Source organism: Crenobacter sp. CS_VA4, assembly GCF_055597485.1.
Map to the genome: position 1 here is coordinate 83,446 of NZ_JBVMAE010000012.1, position 12,889 is coordinate 96,334.

Below are 12,889 nucleotides of genomic sequence, written 5' to 3' on the forward strand. Positions count from 1 at the left end.
CCCCCACCGCCCGCAAAGACGGTGGGCTTTTTACCGTCTGGAACCACTAGCAAAGCCCGGTTTGTCCATCGTGCCCGCGTCCGACCGCATGGCCGACTGGGTTTTGTTCGTGGCTCCGCGCTTGCGTTTCGGCCAACCTGCCGGGACGGATATGATTTAATGAACGATTGTCGCCGGCATGCCGGCCTTTTACCGATATTCACGACCATGACCCGTTCGCGCCGGCGCCGGCTGCGCATTCTCCTGACCGTAGTGCTGTCGCTGCTGCTGGTGATCGGCGCCGGGGTCGGCGCGTTTCGGGGCAGCGTGGCCGATTCGCTCGACGGCTTGCAGCGGCGAGCAGGCCAGCGTCTCGACCTCTATGCCACCAGTTTGGACAGCGAGATTGCCCGCTACGCGCAACTGCCGGGCATCCTCGGCCTTGCCCAGCCGGTCGACGCGCTGATCCACGACCCGAACAACGTCCAGCGCCAGAAAGAAGCCAACCACTATCTGGAGAAGTTGGCCGAACGCACCGGCGCCAGCGCCATCTATATCCAGGATTGGCTGGGCCAGGTAGTGGCCACCAGCAACTGGCGCCGGCCCGACAGCTATCTGGGCGAAAACGATGCCTTCCGTCCCTATTTCCAGGATGCCGCCTCAGGCGGCGTCGGGCGCTTCTTCGGCGTGGGCACCTCACGCAGCGAACCGGGCTACTACCTGTCGGATGGCCTGTACGACGGCTCGAGGCTGCTCGGCGTGGCGGTAGTGAAGATCAGTCTGTCGCGGCTGGAAAAGGCCTGGGCCGAGAGCAAGTCGCTGGTGTTGGTCGCCGACCAGAACGGCGTGGTGATCCTGTCGTCCGAGCCGCGCTGGAAGTTCGCCGCGCTGCAGCCGCTCGATGCAGCGGTGCGCGCCGAGTTCGACCGCACCCGCCAATACAACCGCCTGCCCTTGCCGCCGCTCGGCCTCAAGACGCTGCGCACCCTCGACAACGACGCCCGGGTGGTGCAGCTGCCCAAGAGCGCGGTGCGACTGCCGCTCGACGCCCCCTACCCGCGCCACTTTCTCGCCAAGAGCCGCACGCTGCCGCGCTCAGACTGGCAGCTGATCGAGCTGCTCAGCCTTGACTCAGTCTACGAGCTGGCCTACAGCCGTGCCGCGCTCGCCAGCGTGCTGACCGCGCTGGCGATCGTCGCGCTGTTGTTGTGGAGAGAACGCCGCCGCCATCTGAATGACAAGCTTGCCGCGCGCGAGGCGCTGCAGCGTGCTTATACCGAGTTGGAGCGCAAGGTCGAGGAGCGCACCGCCGACCTCTCTTCGGCCAACCTTCGCCTGCAGGCCGAGGTGGCCGAACGTGCCCGCGCCGAACAGCACCTGCGCCAGACCCAGGACGAGCTGGTGCAGGCGGGCAAGCTCGCGGTGATCGGCCAGCTGTCCACCGGCGTCGCGCACGAGCTCAATCAACCGCTGGCGGCGGTGCGCACGCTGTCGGGCAACGCGATTCGCTTCCTGCAGCGCGGCGATCTCGCCACCGCCAGCACCAATCTTTCCACCATCAACGAGCTGGTCGAGAAAATGGGCAGCATCACCGCGGCGCTGCGCTCGTTCGCACGCAAGTCGACCAGCAGTGTCGGCGTCACGCAATTGCAGAGGCCGATCGACAACGCGCTGTTCCTGGTCGACCAGCGCTTGAAGAAGGCCCGTGCCCAGGTGCTTCGGCCAACCCTGCCCGAGACGCTGGCAGTGCGCTGCGATCCGACCCGGCTCGAGCAGGTGCTGGTCAACCTGCTGACCAACGCGCTCGACGAGCTGGATGGCCAGCCGTCGCCGAGAATCGAGATCGCCTGTCGCCGCGAACAGGACCAGGTGCTGATCACCGTGCACGACAACGGCCCGGGCCTGGCCGACAGTGTGCGCGCCCATCTGTTCGAGCCGTTTTTCACTACCAAGCCGGCCGGTGTCGGCCTGGGACTTGGCCTGACGCTGTCCGCCGGCATCGTCGCCGAGGCCGGCGGCACGCTGTTGGCCGACAATCATCCGGACGGCGGCGCGCTGTTCACCCTGACGCTGCCGGCCGCCCCCGAGGAACAACAACATGGTTGACCAATTGACGGTGCTGATCGTCGAAGACGACCCGAATATCCGGCTCGGCTGCGAGCAGGCGCTGGCGCTCGAGGGCATCGCGACATTGAGCGTCGCCAGCGCCGAGGCGGCACGCGAACACCTGAAGCCGGGCTTCGCCGGCGTGGTGGTGAGCGACATCCATCTGCCCGGCGTCGACGGCATGACGCTGATGAAGGAATTGAAGGCGCAGGACGCGACGCTGCCGGTGATCCTGATCACCGGTCACGGCGACGTCAGCCTAGCGGTGCAGGCGATGAAGGACGGCGCCTACGACTTTCTGGAGAAGCCGTTTTCGCCGGAGCGACTGTTCGAGGTGGCGAGCCGCGCGCTCGAGCAGCGCCGGCTGAGCCTGGAAGTGATCAGCCTGCGTCGTCAGCTGGAAGACCGCAGCAGCCTGGAAGCGTTGCTGATCGGCCGCTCGGCGGCGATCGAACGGCTGCGCGCGCTGATCGCCGATCTCGCCGACACGTCGGCCAACGTGCTGATTCACGGCGAGACCGGCACCGGCAAGGAGCTGGTGGCGCGCTGCCTGCACGAAATCAGCACCCGCCAGCGCCACCATTTCGTCGCGCTCAACTGCGGCGGCATGGCCGAGAGCCTGTTCGAGAGCGAGATCTTCGGCCACGAGGCGCACGCGTTCACCGGCGCGAGCAAGCGCCGCATCGGCAAGATCGAGCACGCCAACGGCGGCACCTTGTTCCTCGACGAGATCGAGAGCATGCCGCTGCCGCTGCAGATCAAGCTCTTGCGCGTGCTGCAGGAGCGCACGCTGGAGCGGCTCGGCTCCAACACGCTGATCCCGGTCGACTGCCGGGTGATCGCCGCGACCAAGTCCGACCTGAAGGCGTTGAGCGCCCAGGGCGGCTTTCGCAACGACCTCTACTACCGGCTCAACGTGGTCAGCCTGGAACTGCCGCCGCTGCGTGAGCGGCGCGAGGACATTCCTTTGTTGTTCGAGCACTTCCTATTGCAAGCGGCGGCGCGTTTCGACCGCCCGGTGCCACAGCTGGAGCCGCACGAGCAGTCGGCGCTGCTATCGCACGACTGGCCGGGCAATGTGCGCGAGCTGCGCAATGTCGCCGAACGCTTCGCGCTGGGCATCCGCGCCCCGCTCGCGCACGGCGGTTCGGTCAGCGGGCCGCTGCCGCTGGCCGATGCGGTCGAGGCGTTCGAGCGTGCGCTGATCGCCGAGGAGCTGCGTCGCCAGGGTGGCAACCTGAGTCGCGCCGGCGAAGCGCTGCGCATCGCCAAGACCACCTTGCATGACAAGGTGAAGAAGTACGGGCTGTAAAAACCTGCTTCGCATTCAGGATGCTTCGTTGGGCGGTCGGCGTGCGTATCTGCGATACGCCCAGCGATCAGAAATCCTCATGGACATCAAGTCCATTCCGGTTTCTGCGCGCCGTCCGCCGCGCCTGCGGAACGCTCGCGACGGTTTTGCACTGGAGGTGCGACAAAACGCCGCAGCTCATGACCGACGGTCATCCGAAGCGCTACCATTCGCGTTTATATCAAGAATAATTCCTGTTAACTGGAGACCTCGCGATGAAGCCCTTCCGCAAACTGATCCTGAGTAGCGCGCTGCTGCTGGCCAGCGCCGCCCCGTTGGCCCTCGCCCACGCCCACCCGAAGTAGCTCAGCCCGCAGTCCGACGTCAGCGTCGCCGCGCCGAAGGAAATCCGCATCGGCTTCAGCGAAGGACTGGAGCCGGCGCTCAGCTCGATCAAGCTCTACGACGCCAAGGGGAAGCTGGTCGCCGGCAAGTCGGCGGTGGATAGCGCCAACCACAAGGTGATGGCACTGGCGCTGCTGGCGCTGGCTGCCGGGCAGTACCGGGTCGAGTGGGTCGCCGTGGCCGAAGACGGCCACCGCACCAGTGGCCACTACCGTTTCACGGTCAAGTAATTGGAAGGGCTGACGCTGGCGGTGACGGCCGGCAGCACCTGGCTGCTCGATCTGCTAGTGGCGTTGCTGATCGGCTTCACGCTGCTGAGGCCTCACGCTGACGGCGCGGCCGAGCCGCGGCGGTGGCCCTGGCTAGTGCTGCTCGGGACTGACTACCTGGCCTACCTGTTCGGCCGAGTGGCGGCGATGAGTGGTCAATCGTTGGTGGACGCCTTGCCGGCGGTCGGCTTGGTGGTCGGCCAGACCCACTTCGGCCTGATGTGGAGCATCGGCGCCGCCGGCTGGCTGGCGATGACGCTGCTAGCTGGGTCGGGGCTCGGCGTGGCGCGGCGGCTGTCGCCGCTGGCGTTGCTGGCCTTCATCTACAGCCACGCTGCCACCGGCCACGTCGCCGATGCCGGCTTCGTCAGCGTCGCGGCGCTGGTGCACACCGGCCACCTGCTTGCCACCGGTGCCTGGGCCGGTAGCGTGTTCGCCTTCCTGCTGCAGCACCGCCGCGACAGTGAGGCGTTTAGCCACGCCGAAGCGCACCAGTTGTCCGACGTGGCGGCTTGGGCGATGGTGCTGGTGCTGGCCAGCGGCGTGCTGAACGCCTGGCGGATGCTGCACGGCGCGCAGGCGCCGTGGGGCGAGCCGTACGGCCAGTTGCTGATCGCCAAGACGGCGCTGGTGGTCGTGGCGCTGACGCTGGGTGCCGTCAACCGGCTGTGGGTGCTGCCGCGGCTGCTGGCGGGTGACGCAGGGGCTCGTTCGCGCTTTCGCGCCCTGCTCTACTCCGAGGCGGCGGCGTTCGTGCTGCTGTTCGGCCTCGCCGCGCTGCTGTCGGCGACCAGCCCGCCGGGTTGATATCCCCACTGTAGAAGCGCCGTTAACAAACCCCTCCCGGCGGTGTTGCGTTGCCCTGCCGTACTCGCCCTGTACTGGCTGCGGCAGCGCGGCGAGCAGGATCGCTTCGCTGGGCTTTAGTTAGTAGCGCTTACATTTCTTAACGCTTCCTAACACCTGTAAAGCTTGCCCGCGTTTAGACTTCGCTCATCCGATCTCACAACAAAGAGCGAGAGACAATGAAGAAGCTCCTGATCGCGTTGACCCTCACCGTGGTGCCCTGTTTGCGGGCGCCGCCAATGCCGCCCCGCCGAAGTATGTCCCGCCGCCACACCATCACCACTACCACAAGCCGCCGCCGAAGCACTGGCACCATCGACCGGCGCACCGTCCGTCGCATTACCGGCCCCACCATCGTCCGCCGCACCATTACTACCGGCACCCGCACCATCGGCCATATCCGCCGCATCGCTATTGAGCGACTTCCGCCTGCCAATGCAAAGGCCCGCCATCAGGCGGGCCTTTGTGGTGAGCTGTGGTTGGGCCGAAGCCTCGCCGCGCTAACGCTCACCGATCACGACGGTCGGGATCAGTCGTAATAGTGGTGATGGTGCCTGTGTCTGTGATGCCTCGGTTCGTCACGACGTTCGTCCTGTCGGCCGTAGTCGTGGCCAATCGCGGCGCCGGCACCGCCGCCGAGTGCACCGCCGATGATCGCACCGTTGCGTCCGCCGACCGACTCGCCGATCGCGGCGCCGCCCGCGCCGCCGAGGGCGCCGCCGATGATCGTCGCGCCGCCGGCGTGAACGGCGCCGCTCAAGGCGAGTAACAGGGTGGCGGGAATCAGGATGCGGGTTTTCATGGTGAAACAGACCTCTCTTGTGTATCGTGCGGCGGTCAACGTCGATCCGCCGCTTCATCAAAGCGAGGCTGGAGTAGATCACAGCTTGCCGCTGCGCGGCCAGTATCGTCCGCCAGTTTCGCCAATGGAATGTAGCGACTGGCGGTTTTTATGAAAACAGTGTGGAATCTGCAATGAAATCAGCAATTTTTCTGTCGCTGGCCGCGTTAGGCATCGTCTTTGCGCTGCCGGCGGGTGCCGCGACGCTTTACCCCGCGACTCAGGGTAGCCGGGTGAACGGAGCTTCTAATCTGGTCACCGGCAATCTGGTCACCGAGAGCGCTGCCGCCCCAGTGCCGGTGAGGGCAGCGCCGCCGGCAAAGCACCGCAAGGCCAAGCCGCGTCAGCATCGCAGGGCGACGGTGCGCAAGAGTCGCTAACCCCTCAACGTTGGCCGAACGGCGCTGTCAGGACTGGGCTTCGCTGCCCGGCTCTTTCAGTGCGTCGGCCGGCACATCCACCTGAACATCCGGCGCGATCTCAACGAGCAGTTGCTCCAGGAGCTTGCTGCGCGAGGCGATGTGATGGTCGAGGCGCCAGTCCTGCAGCAGATCGATGGCAACGTCGAAGTAGCGCTGGTCGATGTCGTACAAGGTGGAGAGATCGAACGGACGGCTCAGCTCGAGCGCGGCGGCCAGGTCTTTCAGCACCTGAACCTGATCGGGGCAGTCGCCCTCCTGAATGAACTTACGGATTTTCTTCGCAGCGTTCACGGTGTACCCCCTGTAAAGCCGGTGCGGCAGCGGCCATTATCCATGCATTCGGCGGGGCGTCTACCTCGCCAGTCTGCCCGCGGCGCTCAGTGCGCCGGCCGTTGTTTCAGTTGCAGTAGCAAGAGCGCCAGCACGCCGGCGACCAGTCCCCAGAACGCCGATCCGACGCCGAACAGGCTCGTCCCCGACGCGGTGACGAGAAAGGTGATCAGCGCCGGTTCGCGCTCCTGATCGTCTCGTAGTGCGGTGGCAAGGCCGTTGCCGACCGTCCCTAATAGGGCGAGACCAGCGATCGCCAGGATCAGTTCCTTCGGGAACGCCGCGAACAGTGCGCTCACCGTTGCGCCGAACAGACCTATCAAGAGATAGAACACTCCGGCGGCGATGGCGGCCACGTAGCGACGATCGGCATCTTCGTGTGCCTCTCGTCCCATGCAGATTGCTGCAGTAATCGCCGCCAGATTGAGCGCATAGGCGCCGAACGGTGCCAGCAGCAAGGTGGTGACGCCGGTCCAGCCGATCACCGGCGAAATCGGCGCGTGGTAGCCCGAAGCGCGGATCACCGCCACGCCCGGCACGTTTTGCGACGCCATTGTCACGATAAACAGCGGCAACGCGACGCCGATCAGCGCGCTCATCGAAAACACCGGTAGGGTGAACACCGGTTCGGCCAACTCGAGGCGCAGCCCGCCCAAGTGCAGCTGGCCCTTCGCCAGTGCGATCACGCAGCCGGCCAACAGCGCGGCGACAATCGCATAGCGCGGCGACAGGCGGCGTGCCACCAGATAGGTGAGGAACATCGCCAGCACCAGTGCGAGCTGCGTCTGCATCGCCACGAACACGTTCAGGCCGAAGTGCAGCAGCACGCCGGCCAGCATCCCCGACGCCAGCGACACCGGGATGCGCTTGATCGCGCGCTCGAACCAGCCGGTGAAGCCGGCCAGCGTGATCAGCAGTGCCGACACCAGGAAGGCGCCGATCGCCTCGGCCATCGGCACGCCGGCGGCGCTGGTGATCAGCATCGCCGCACCCGGTGTTGACCAGGCGGTCACCACTGGTATCCGGTAGCGCAGTGACAGGCCGATACAGGTCAAGCCCATCCCTAAGCCCAGTGCCCACATCCACGACGCCACCTGCGCCGGGGTGGCGCCGACGGCGCCGGCGGCTTGAAATACGATGACGGCGGAACTGGTGAAACCGACCAGCACGGTAACGAAGCCGGCGATGATCGCCGAGGCGGACAGGTCTTTGAGTAGGCGCATTACAAAACAGATCAGGAAGGATGAAGGGCCGGCAGGGTTGGGGCCGCCCGGCCTGGCTGGAGATTGTCGACACCGACCATACCATCGGCACGCTCACGACGCCAGCATGCTGCCCGTCTGTCCCTGATGCAGAAGCCGTGCCGTGGCGAGCGGCGGCACAGCAATATGGCCGAATTGACGGCTAGGCTGAAACGACGCGGCTGGAGAACGCTCCGGTCGGGCCATCAACTGCCTTTATCGGACGCCCAAAAAGAGAGCCCCGCACGGGGCGGGGCAGCGAAAGAGAGGAAATAGGATTACGCCTGATCAGTGTAGTCCACCTCCGTGTCAGTACTATGAAGCCGAGAATCAGTCCTTCTCTTCAGTCGCGGAAGGTCGCCGGTCGGCCCATTACCTGCGCGCCGATCGCCTCCTGGATGTCCTCGGACAGCAGCATCGCCGCGTTCCAAGTGGCCACGTAATCGAGGCTGTCCGGCACGTTGTGGTCGCGGCTGTAATTGAGGATCTGCTTGCTGCCACGCACCGCCAGCGGCGACTGCGCGGCGATCTGCCGGGCGGTGGCGAGCGCCGCTTCACGGCAGGCGTCGATGTCGTCGAACACCCGGTTGACCAGACCCACCCGCAGCGCCTCGTCGGCCGCGACGTCGCGGGCGGTGTAGGCCAGCTCGCGCGCGACGCCCTGCCCGACCACGCTCGGCAGCCGCTGCAGCGAGCCAACGTCGGCGACCATGCCCATCGCCACCTCGCGCACGCTGAACAGCGCGTCATGGCTGGCGTAGCGGAAGTCGGCCGCCAGCGCGACGTCGAGCCCGCCGCCGACACAGGCGCCGTGAATCGCGGCGATCACCGGCTTGCGGCAGTGCTCCAGGCTGTTGACGGTGGATTGCAGCTCCAGGATCTGTTCGCGCAGCCGCTCGCGCTTGCGCGCCTCGCAGTGTTTGTCGAGCTGCCCTTCCAGCCCGGCCAGCAGTGAAATGTCGATGCCGGAGCAGAAATGCTTGCCGGCACCGGATAGCACCACGACGCGCACCTCGGCGCTGCGGTCGCACCAGTTGAGCGCGCTCTTCAGCTCATCCCATAGCGCCGCGTCGAGCGCGTTGGCCTTACCCGGGCGGTTCAGGGTGACCTCGGCGACTCCGGTGGTGACGTTCAGGATCAGTGCGGTGAATTCCATCGTTTCTCCCCTTGTAGACAGGCGACGCCGCTGACAAAACGAGGCAATGCCGAGTTTCTGCGAAGCTAAAACCCAGCGTAGCGATCCCGACTAGGCGTACTGCCGCAGAAAACGAAGTTTCTGCGAAGCTACAGTACAAAGAGTACGGCAAGGCAGTGCAACAACGTCGGGTGGGTTTTGTCGGTGGCGTTTATTGGCGCTTCTTCGGAATCCAGGCCCAGACCATCTCGCAGCGGATCGGCTCCTGGCCGCTGTCGTCGGAGACGTTGACGGCCACGGTCACGTCGCCCTTGTCCTGCTGGTGGAACGCCGCGATCTGCTCCGGCGTCAGCGTGGCGACCGCGCGCATATTGCCCTGCGCGCGCTTCAGGTAGTCGACCCTCATCGACTTGAGCAGCATCAGCTTGTCATCCGGCACATTCAGGCCGACCACGAAGCCGGTGGCGGTTTCGGCCAACAGCGCCATCGCCGCGGCGTGCAGGCCCTTGATGTGGTTCTGCACCTTGCGCTGATTGCGGATCGACACCACCAGCCGTTCCGGAGCGACGTTCTCGAAGCGCACCCCGGCGGTGGACAGGAACGGCACGATGCGGCCGAACATCTTGGATAGAACGAAGCTGCGCAGCCCCTCCGGCAGGTTATTCGCCTTGTCGGCGATGCGGCTCATGCGGTTTTTTTGTGTTGTCATGGTCTTCCTCGTGGTGTGGGTCGGCGTCGGCATAACCGAGCAGGCAGCGCACCTGCTGCTTGATCGTCGTCAGCGCGGCCGTGTCGAGCCGGGCCAGCTGCAGGGCGCCCTGCAGCGCGGCAAAAACCAGCTCGCCCATCGCCTCGGGCGAGCCGGGGTACTGCATCACGCCGCGGTCGCGACCGTCGCGCACGATCGTCACGGCCCAAGCGCGCATCTCGGCGACGAAGGCGCGCGCCGCGTCCTGCATCTCCTCGGGCAGCGTCGGGTATTCGCTCGACAGCACACCGCTCGGGCAGATCTGCCGGTCCTGGTCGTGATAGGCGTCGGTCAGGCCGAAATACTGTTCCAGTTGCTCGCGCGGATCGAGACCGGCCTGCGCCTCGGCAAAGCGCGCGAAGCGGCGCCGGTAGCGCTCGATCAGCGCCACGCCCAGGTCGGTCTTGCGCGGGTAGTGGTAGTGGATCGCGGCGTTTTTCACGCCTAGCTCGCTGCTGATGTGCTGGTAGCTGAAACTGTTGAAGCCGCGGCCCAGCCACAGGGCCTCGGCGAGGTCGAGGATTTTCTTGCGCGTGTCCTGCCGCGCGGCGTGCATATCGTTCATCCAGTCCACTCTACTTACTGGTCAGTAAGGTGTCAATGCGACCGGCATCGCCGTTGTCAGGGCCCGCATTTGCGCTATGATGGGGCATTTTTCGGCCAACCCCGGCAGACATTTCCATGAAACTCAAGTTCAGCAAAATGCACGGCCTCGGCAACGACTTCGTCGTGGTCGACGGCGTGCGCCAGTCGATCGAGCTGACGCCCAAGCAGATCAAGGCTTTGGGCGACCGGCGCTTCGGCATCGGCTTCGACCAGCTGCTGCTGGTTAGCGCGCCGGAGCAGCCCGAAAACGATTTCCGTTACCGCATCTTCAACAACGACGGCGGCGAGGTCGAACAGTGCGGCAACGGCGCGCGCTGTTTCGTGCGTTTCGTCACCGAGCAGCGGCTGACCAATAAGCAGTCGATCCGTGTCGAGACCGCCAAGGGCGTGATCATCCCCAAACTCGACAAGTCGGGTACCGTCACCGTCGACATGGGCGTGCCGCGCTTCGCCCCTGCGCAGATTCCGTTCGTGGCCGATAGGGAAGCCATCAGCTATCCGTTGGAGGCCGCCGGCCGCAACGTCGAGATCAGCGTGGTATCGATGGGCAACCCGCACGCGGTGCAGTTGGTCGACAACGTCGACACCGCGCCGGTCGAGGAAGTCGGCGCGGCGATCGAATCGCACCCGCGCTTTCCCGAGCGGGTCAACGCCGGCTTCATGCAGATCGTCGCGCGCGACGAGATCCGCCTGCGGGTGTACGAACGGGGTGCCGGCGAAACGCTGGCCTGCGGCACCGGTGCTTGTGCTGCGGTGGTGGCGGGCATCCGCCGCGGCCTGCTCGACGGCGCGGTCACCGTGCATGCGCTCGGCGGCGACCTATTCATCGAGTGGGCCGGCGAAGGCGAACCGGTGCTGATGACCGGGCCGGCGGTTACCGTGTTTACCGGCGAGATCGACGTGTGAGTGAATTGCTCGACAAGGGTGAGGCGATGCAGGCAGAGGACATTCTCGACTTTCTTTCGGACAACCCGGAGTTTCTCGACCGGCACGCGCGGCAGTTCGGTCTGAGCCCGGCGCACGACCGGGTGATCTCCTTGGCCGAACGGCAGCTGATCGAGTGCAAGGATCGTTACCGGCAGCTCGAACGGAATCTGCACACCCTGCTGGGCCGTGCTGAAGACAACGACCTGATCCAGCAACGCCAGCACCAGCTGGCGTTGGTACTGGTCGAGGCGTGCGACTTCGACGCCTTGCTCGGGCGTCTGCCGGCACTGTTTGACGAATTGTTCGGCCTGGAGCGCGTCGCGCTGCGCTGGTGGGGCGAGGACGGTGCCGCGGCACCGGTCTCGGCCGAGCTGCGCCGTGCGGCCGATCGCCTGCCGGGTCCGTTCTGCGGCCATTACATCAACGACGAGTTGATGAGCTGGCTGCCGGCACAGCCCACGCTGCAATCGTTCGCCCAGGTGCCGCTGCGCCGGGATCACGGTGACACGCTGGGCCTCTTGCTGTTGGCCAGCGACGATCCGGGCCGCTTCAGTGCCGACCGTAAGACCCGCTACCTTGCAGAGATGGGCGAACTCATCACCGCTGCCCTGCTGCGCTGCCGCGCGGCGGGCTGACATGCCGATCGCCACCGTGATCCTGTTATTGGTTGTTGCCCTGTTCCTGCTACATGGCCTGTGGCGCGTGCTGGCGAGCGGCAGCGGTGTCGCCGTCGCCGGTCTTGCTGCCAGCTACTGGCTGATCGCCATCCCGGTCAAGCTGCTGCTGCCCAATCTGCCGCTGACGCCGATCTGGTTGCCGTTCCTCTACCCCTACGCGATGATGGCCGCCGCCGCGCTGCTCTGGCTGCTGTGCTACGGCCGGCTCAGCCGGCGTGGCATCAGCTTCCCGGAGGCGCCACCGTTGTTGTCGGCGTATTTCCTCGCTCAGCTGACCCTGCAATTCGGGCTGGTGGCGCTCGCCTGGCTGTTTTCCTGGCGCACCCTGCTCGCCTACAGCACCTTGCCGCCGCTGCTGTGCGGGATGAGTTATCTCTCCTACCGTTGCTTCGCGTACCGGCTGCGGCCGCAAGCCTCGGCGAGCTTCAGCTGGCGCTGGTTAGGCAGCGGCGCGTTGCTGGCGCCGGTGGTGGTGGTGATCAGCGGCGACTGGCTGGTGCCGATGCTGCTCGATTATCTGTAGGCAAGGTTTACCAAACGGGTTCGAATCCGGTTACAAGAAAAGCCAGCTGATGCTGGCTTTTCTTTTTCCGGCAGCGGTGCCCTTACTTCAGGACGGCGCCATTGGTATCGAGCACCCGGACGGTCGTCGGGATGCCGCGGCCGACGCTTTGCGACACGGTGCAGAAGTCCTCGAAGGTGTCGAGGATGCGGTCGAGGTGCTCGATGCTGTCGGCCGGTTGGCCGAGCCGCAGCGTGGCCTCGATCGCCTGCACCCGCAGTCGACCATGCTCGTTGCGGCCGAGGATTGCGTGGGCTTCGCCGCGTAGCGGCGCGGCGTTCTGATGGTACTTGCCGAGGGCGAAATGGAGGCTGTCGGCCAGACAGTTGGCGACCGCCGCCAGTAGCAGCTGCTGCGGTGCCGGCCCGGCGCTCTGGCCCAGCGGCGGGGGCTCGTCGCCGATCAGCGCCGGCACCTCGTCGCCGAAGTCGAGACGGATGCGGTAATTGTCCTGCTGGGTCAGTGTCAGCTCAACCACGGATACGCTCATGTCGTCTCTCCTTT

16 protein-coding genes and 1 pseudogene are annotated in these 12,889 nt (G+C 65.7%); 10 read left to right on the forward strand and 7 right to left on the reverse strand.

Features of this window, described 5'->3' with window-relative positions; translation table 11 throughout:
* The first annotated feature begins 207 nt into the window (after positions 1–207).
* The 5 genes and pseudogenes from ACZ2IA_RS13090 to ACZ2IA_RS13110 all read left to right on the forward strand — a co-directional run bounded on the left by ACZ2IA_RS13090 (position 208) and on the right by ACZ2IA_RS13110 (position 5,435).
* Positions 208–2,085 carry a sensor histidine kinase gene (locus ACZ2IA_RS13090; RefSeq protein ID WP_470293026.1) on the forward strand — a complete coding sequence of 626 codons (1,878 nt, stop codon included), beginning with the start codon at positions 208–210 and terminating at the stop codon, positions 2,083–2,085.
* Entirely contained in the window at positions 2,078–3,397 is a 1,320-nt protein-coding gene (aauR, locus tag ACZ2IA_RS13095) for a two-component response regulator AauR (protein WP_470293027.1), read from the forward strand. Before ACZ2IA_RS13090 ends, aauR begins: the two co-directional genes overlap by 8 nt.
* A 359-nt stretch (positions 3,398–3,756) precedes the next feature.
* Positions 3,757–4,011: pseudogene (locus ACZ2IA_RS13100) on the forward strand (copper resistance protein CopC); the annotation flags it as partial.
* Positions 4,012–4,857, forward strand: a complete 846-nt coding sequence (locus ACZ2IA_RS13105) for a CopD family protein (RefSeq protein ID WP_470293028.1) — start codon at positions 4,012–4,014, stop codon at positions 4,855–4,857.
* 218 nt (positions 4,858–5,075) lie between these two features.
* Complete coding sequence (locus ACZ2IA_RS13110) at positions 5,076–5,435, forward strand: hypothetical protein (RefSeq protein WP_470293029.1); 360 nt, start codon at positions 5,076–5,078, stop codon at positions 5,433–5,435.
* Here the strand turns inward: ACZ2IA_RS13110 and ACZ2IA_RS13115 are convergent.
* The gene (locus ACZ2IA_RS13115; RefSeq protein ID WP_470293030.1) at positions 5,426–5,698 is read right to left on the reverse strand and encodes a YMGG-like glycine zipper-containing protein; all 273 of its coding nucleotides are present in this window, start codon (positions 5,696–5,698) and stop codon (positions 5,426–5,428) included. The two genes, ACZ2IA_RS13110 and ACZ2IA_RS13115, sit on opposite strands and share 10 nt — an antisense overlap.
* On the opposite strand from ACZ2IA_RS13115, the gene ACZ2IA_RS13120 reads away from it, so the two are divergent.
* Positions 5,697–5,852 carry a hypothetical protein gene (locus tag ACZ2IA_RS13120; protein WP_470293031.1) on the forward strand — a complete coding sequence of 52 codons (156 nt, stop codon included), beginning with the start codon at positions 5,697–5,699 and terminating at the stop codon, positions 5,850–5,852. The genes ACZ2IA_RS13115 and ACZ2IA_RS13120 overlap by 2 nt on opposite strands.
* A 19-nt stretch (positions 5,853–5,871) precedes the next feature.
* The gene (locus ACZ2IA_RS13125; RefSeq protein WP_470293032.1) at positions 5,872–6,117 is read left to right on the forward strand and encodes a hypothetical protein; all 246 of its coding nucleotides are present in this window, start codon (positions 5,872–5,874) and stop codon (positions 6,115–6,117) included.
* A 27-nt stretch (positions 6,118–6,144) separates the two neighbouring features.
* Here the strand turns inward: ACZ2IA_RS13125 and ACZ2IA_RS13130 are convergent, their stop codons facing one another.
* The 5 genes from ACZ2IA_RS13130 to ACZ2IA_RS13150 form a co-directional block, all read right to left on the reverse strand.
* Entirely contained in the window at positions 6,145–6,450 is a 306-nt protein-coding gene (locus ACZ2IA_RS13130) for a hypothetical protein (RefSeq protein WP_470293033.1), read from the reverse strand.
* An 86-nt stretch (positions 6,451–6,536) separates the two neighbouring features.
* Entirely contained in the window at positions 6,537–7,712 is a 1,176-nt protein-coding gene (locus tag ACZ2IA_RS13135) for a benzoate/H(+) symporter BenE family transporter (RefSeq protein ID WP_470293034.1), read from the reverse strand.
* Positions 7,713–8,073: 361 nt separating this feature from the next.
* Positions 8,074–8,886 carry a crotonase/enoyl-CoA hydratase family protein gene (locus tag ACZ2IA_RS13140; protein WP_470293035.1) on the reverse strand — a complete coding sequence of 271 codons (813 nt, stop codon included), beginning with the start codon at positions 8,884–8,886 and terminating at the stop codon, positions 8,074–8,076.
* Positions 8,887–9,076: 190 nt separating this feature from the next.
* Positions 9,077–9,574 (reverse strand): DUF4442 domain-containing protein, encoded by a 498-nt coding sequence (locus ACZ2IA_RS13145; RefSeq protein WP_470293036.1) that lies wholly within the window; start codon positions 9,572–9,574, stop codon positions 9,077–9,079.
* A complete protein-coding gene (locus ACZ2IA_RS13150; protein WP_470293037.1) occupies positions 9,525–10,178 on the reverse strand; it encodes a TetR/AcrR family transcriptional regulator in 654 nt (217 codons plus the stop codon). Before ACZ2IA_RS13150 ends, ACZ2IA_RS13145 begins: the two co-directional genes overlap by 50 nt.
* A 116-nt stretch (positions 10,179–10,294) precedes the next feature.
* Between ACZ2IA_RS13150 and dapF the strand changes: the two genes are divergently transcribed.
* Genes dapF through ACZ2IA_RS13165 form a run of 3 tightly spaced genes read left to right on the forward strand, consistent with a single transcriptional unit; the run spans position 10,295 to position 12,346 of the window.
* Positions 10,295–11,125, forward strand: a complete 831-nt coding sequence (dapF, locus tag ACZ2IA_RS13155; RefSeq protein ID WP_470293038.1) for a diaminopimelate epimerase — start codon at positions 10,295–10,297, stop codon at positions 11,123–11,125.
* Entirely contained in the window at positions 11,122–11,781 is a 660-nt protein-coding gene (locus ACZ2IA_RS13160; RefSeq protein WP_470293039.1) for a DUF484 family protein, read from the forward strand. Before dapF ends, ACZ2IA_RS13160 begins: the two co-directional genes overlap by 4 nt.
* Position 11,782: 1 nt before the next feature.
* Positions 11,783–12,346: a hypothetical protein gene (locus tag ACZ2IA_RS13165; protein WP_470293040.1), complete on the forward strand. Its 564-nt coding sequence runs from the start codon at positions 11,783–11,785 to the stop codon at positions 12,344–12,346.
* An 82-nt stretch (positions 12,347–12,428) separates the two neighbouring features.
* On the opposite strand, the gene ACZ2IA_RS13170 is transcribed toward ACZ2IA_RS13165, so the two are convergent.
* Positions 12,429–12,875 carry an OsmC family protein gene (locus ACZ2IA_RS13170; protein WP_470293041.1) on the reverse strand — a complete coding sequence of 149 codons (447 nt, stop codon included), beginning with the start codon at positions 12,873–12,875 and terminating at the stop codon, positions 12,429–12,431.
* Positions 12,876–12,889 lie beyond the last annotated feature (14 nt).

Excerpts from the sequence above, each read along its gene's own strand:
- ACZ2IA_RS13135 (WP_470293034.1), bottom strand. The coding sequence starts at position 7,712 with ATGCGCCTACTCAAAGACCTGTCCGCCTCGGCGATCATCGCCGGCTTC.
- ACZ2IA_RS13145 (WP_470293036.1), bottom strand. The coding sequence starts at position 9,574 with ATGACAACACAAAAAAACCGCATGAGCCGCATCGCCGACAAGGCGAAT.
- ACZ2IA_RS13125 (WP_470293032.1), top strand. The coding sequence starts at position 5,872 with ATGAAATCAGCAATTTTTCTGTCGCTGGCCGCGTTAGGCATCGTCTTT.
- ACZ2IA_RS13120 (WP_470293031.1), top strand. The coding sequence starts at position 5,697 with ATGGTGAAACAGACCTCTCTTGTGTATCGTGCGGCGGTCAACGTCGAT.
- ACZ2IA_RS13150 (WP_470293037.1), bottom strand. The coding sequence starts at position 10,178 with ATGAACGATATGCACGCCGCGCGGCAGGACACGCGCAAGAAAATCCTC.
- ACZ2IA_RS13090 (WP_470293026.1), top strand. The coding sequence starts at position 208 with ATGACCCGTTCGCGCCGGCGCCGGCTGCGCATTCTCCTGACCGTAGTG.
- ACZ2IA_RS13110 (WP_470293029.1), top strand. The coding sequence starts at position 5,076 with ATGAAGAAGCTCCTGATCGCGTTGACCCTCACCGTGGTGCCCTGTTTG.
- ACZ2IA_RS13165 (WP_470293040.1), top strand. The coding sequence starts at position 11,783 with ATGCCGATCGCCACCGTGATCCTGTTATTGGTTGTTGCCCTGTTCCTG.
- dapF (WP_470293038.1), top strand. The coding sequence starts at position 10,295 with ATGAAACTCAAGTTCAGCAAAATGCACGGCCTCGGCAACGACTTCGTC.
- ACZ2IA_RS13115 (WP_470293030.1), bottom strand. The coding sequence starts at position 5,698 with ATGAAAACCCGCATCCTGATTCCCGCCACCCTGTTACTCGCCTTGAGC.
- ACZ2IA_RS13140 (WP_470293035.1), bottom strand. The coding sequence starts at position 8,886 with ATGGAATTCACCGCACTGATCCTGAACGTCACCACCGGAGTCGCCGAG.
- ACZ2IA_RS13170 (WP_470293041.1), bottom strand. The coding sequence starts at position 12,875 with ATGAGCGTATCCGTGGTTGAGCTGACACTGACCCAGCAGGACAATTAC.
- aauR (WP_470293027.1), top strand. The coding sequence starts at position 2,078 with ATGGTTGACCAATTGACGGTGCTGATCGTCGAAGACGACCCGAATATC.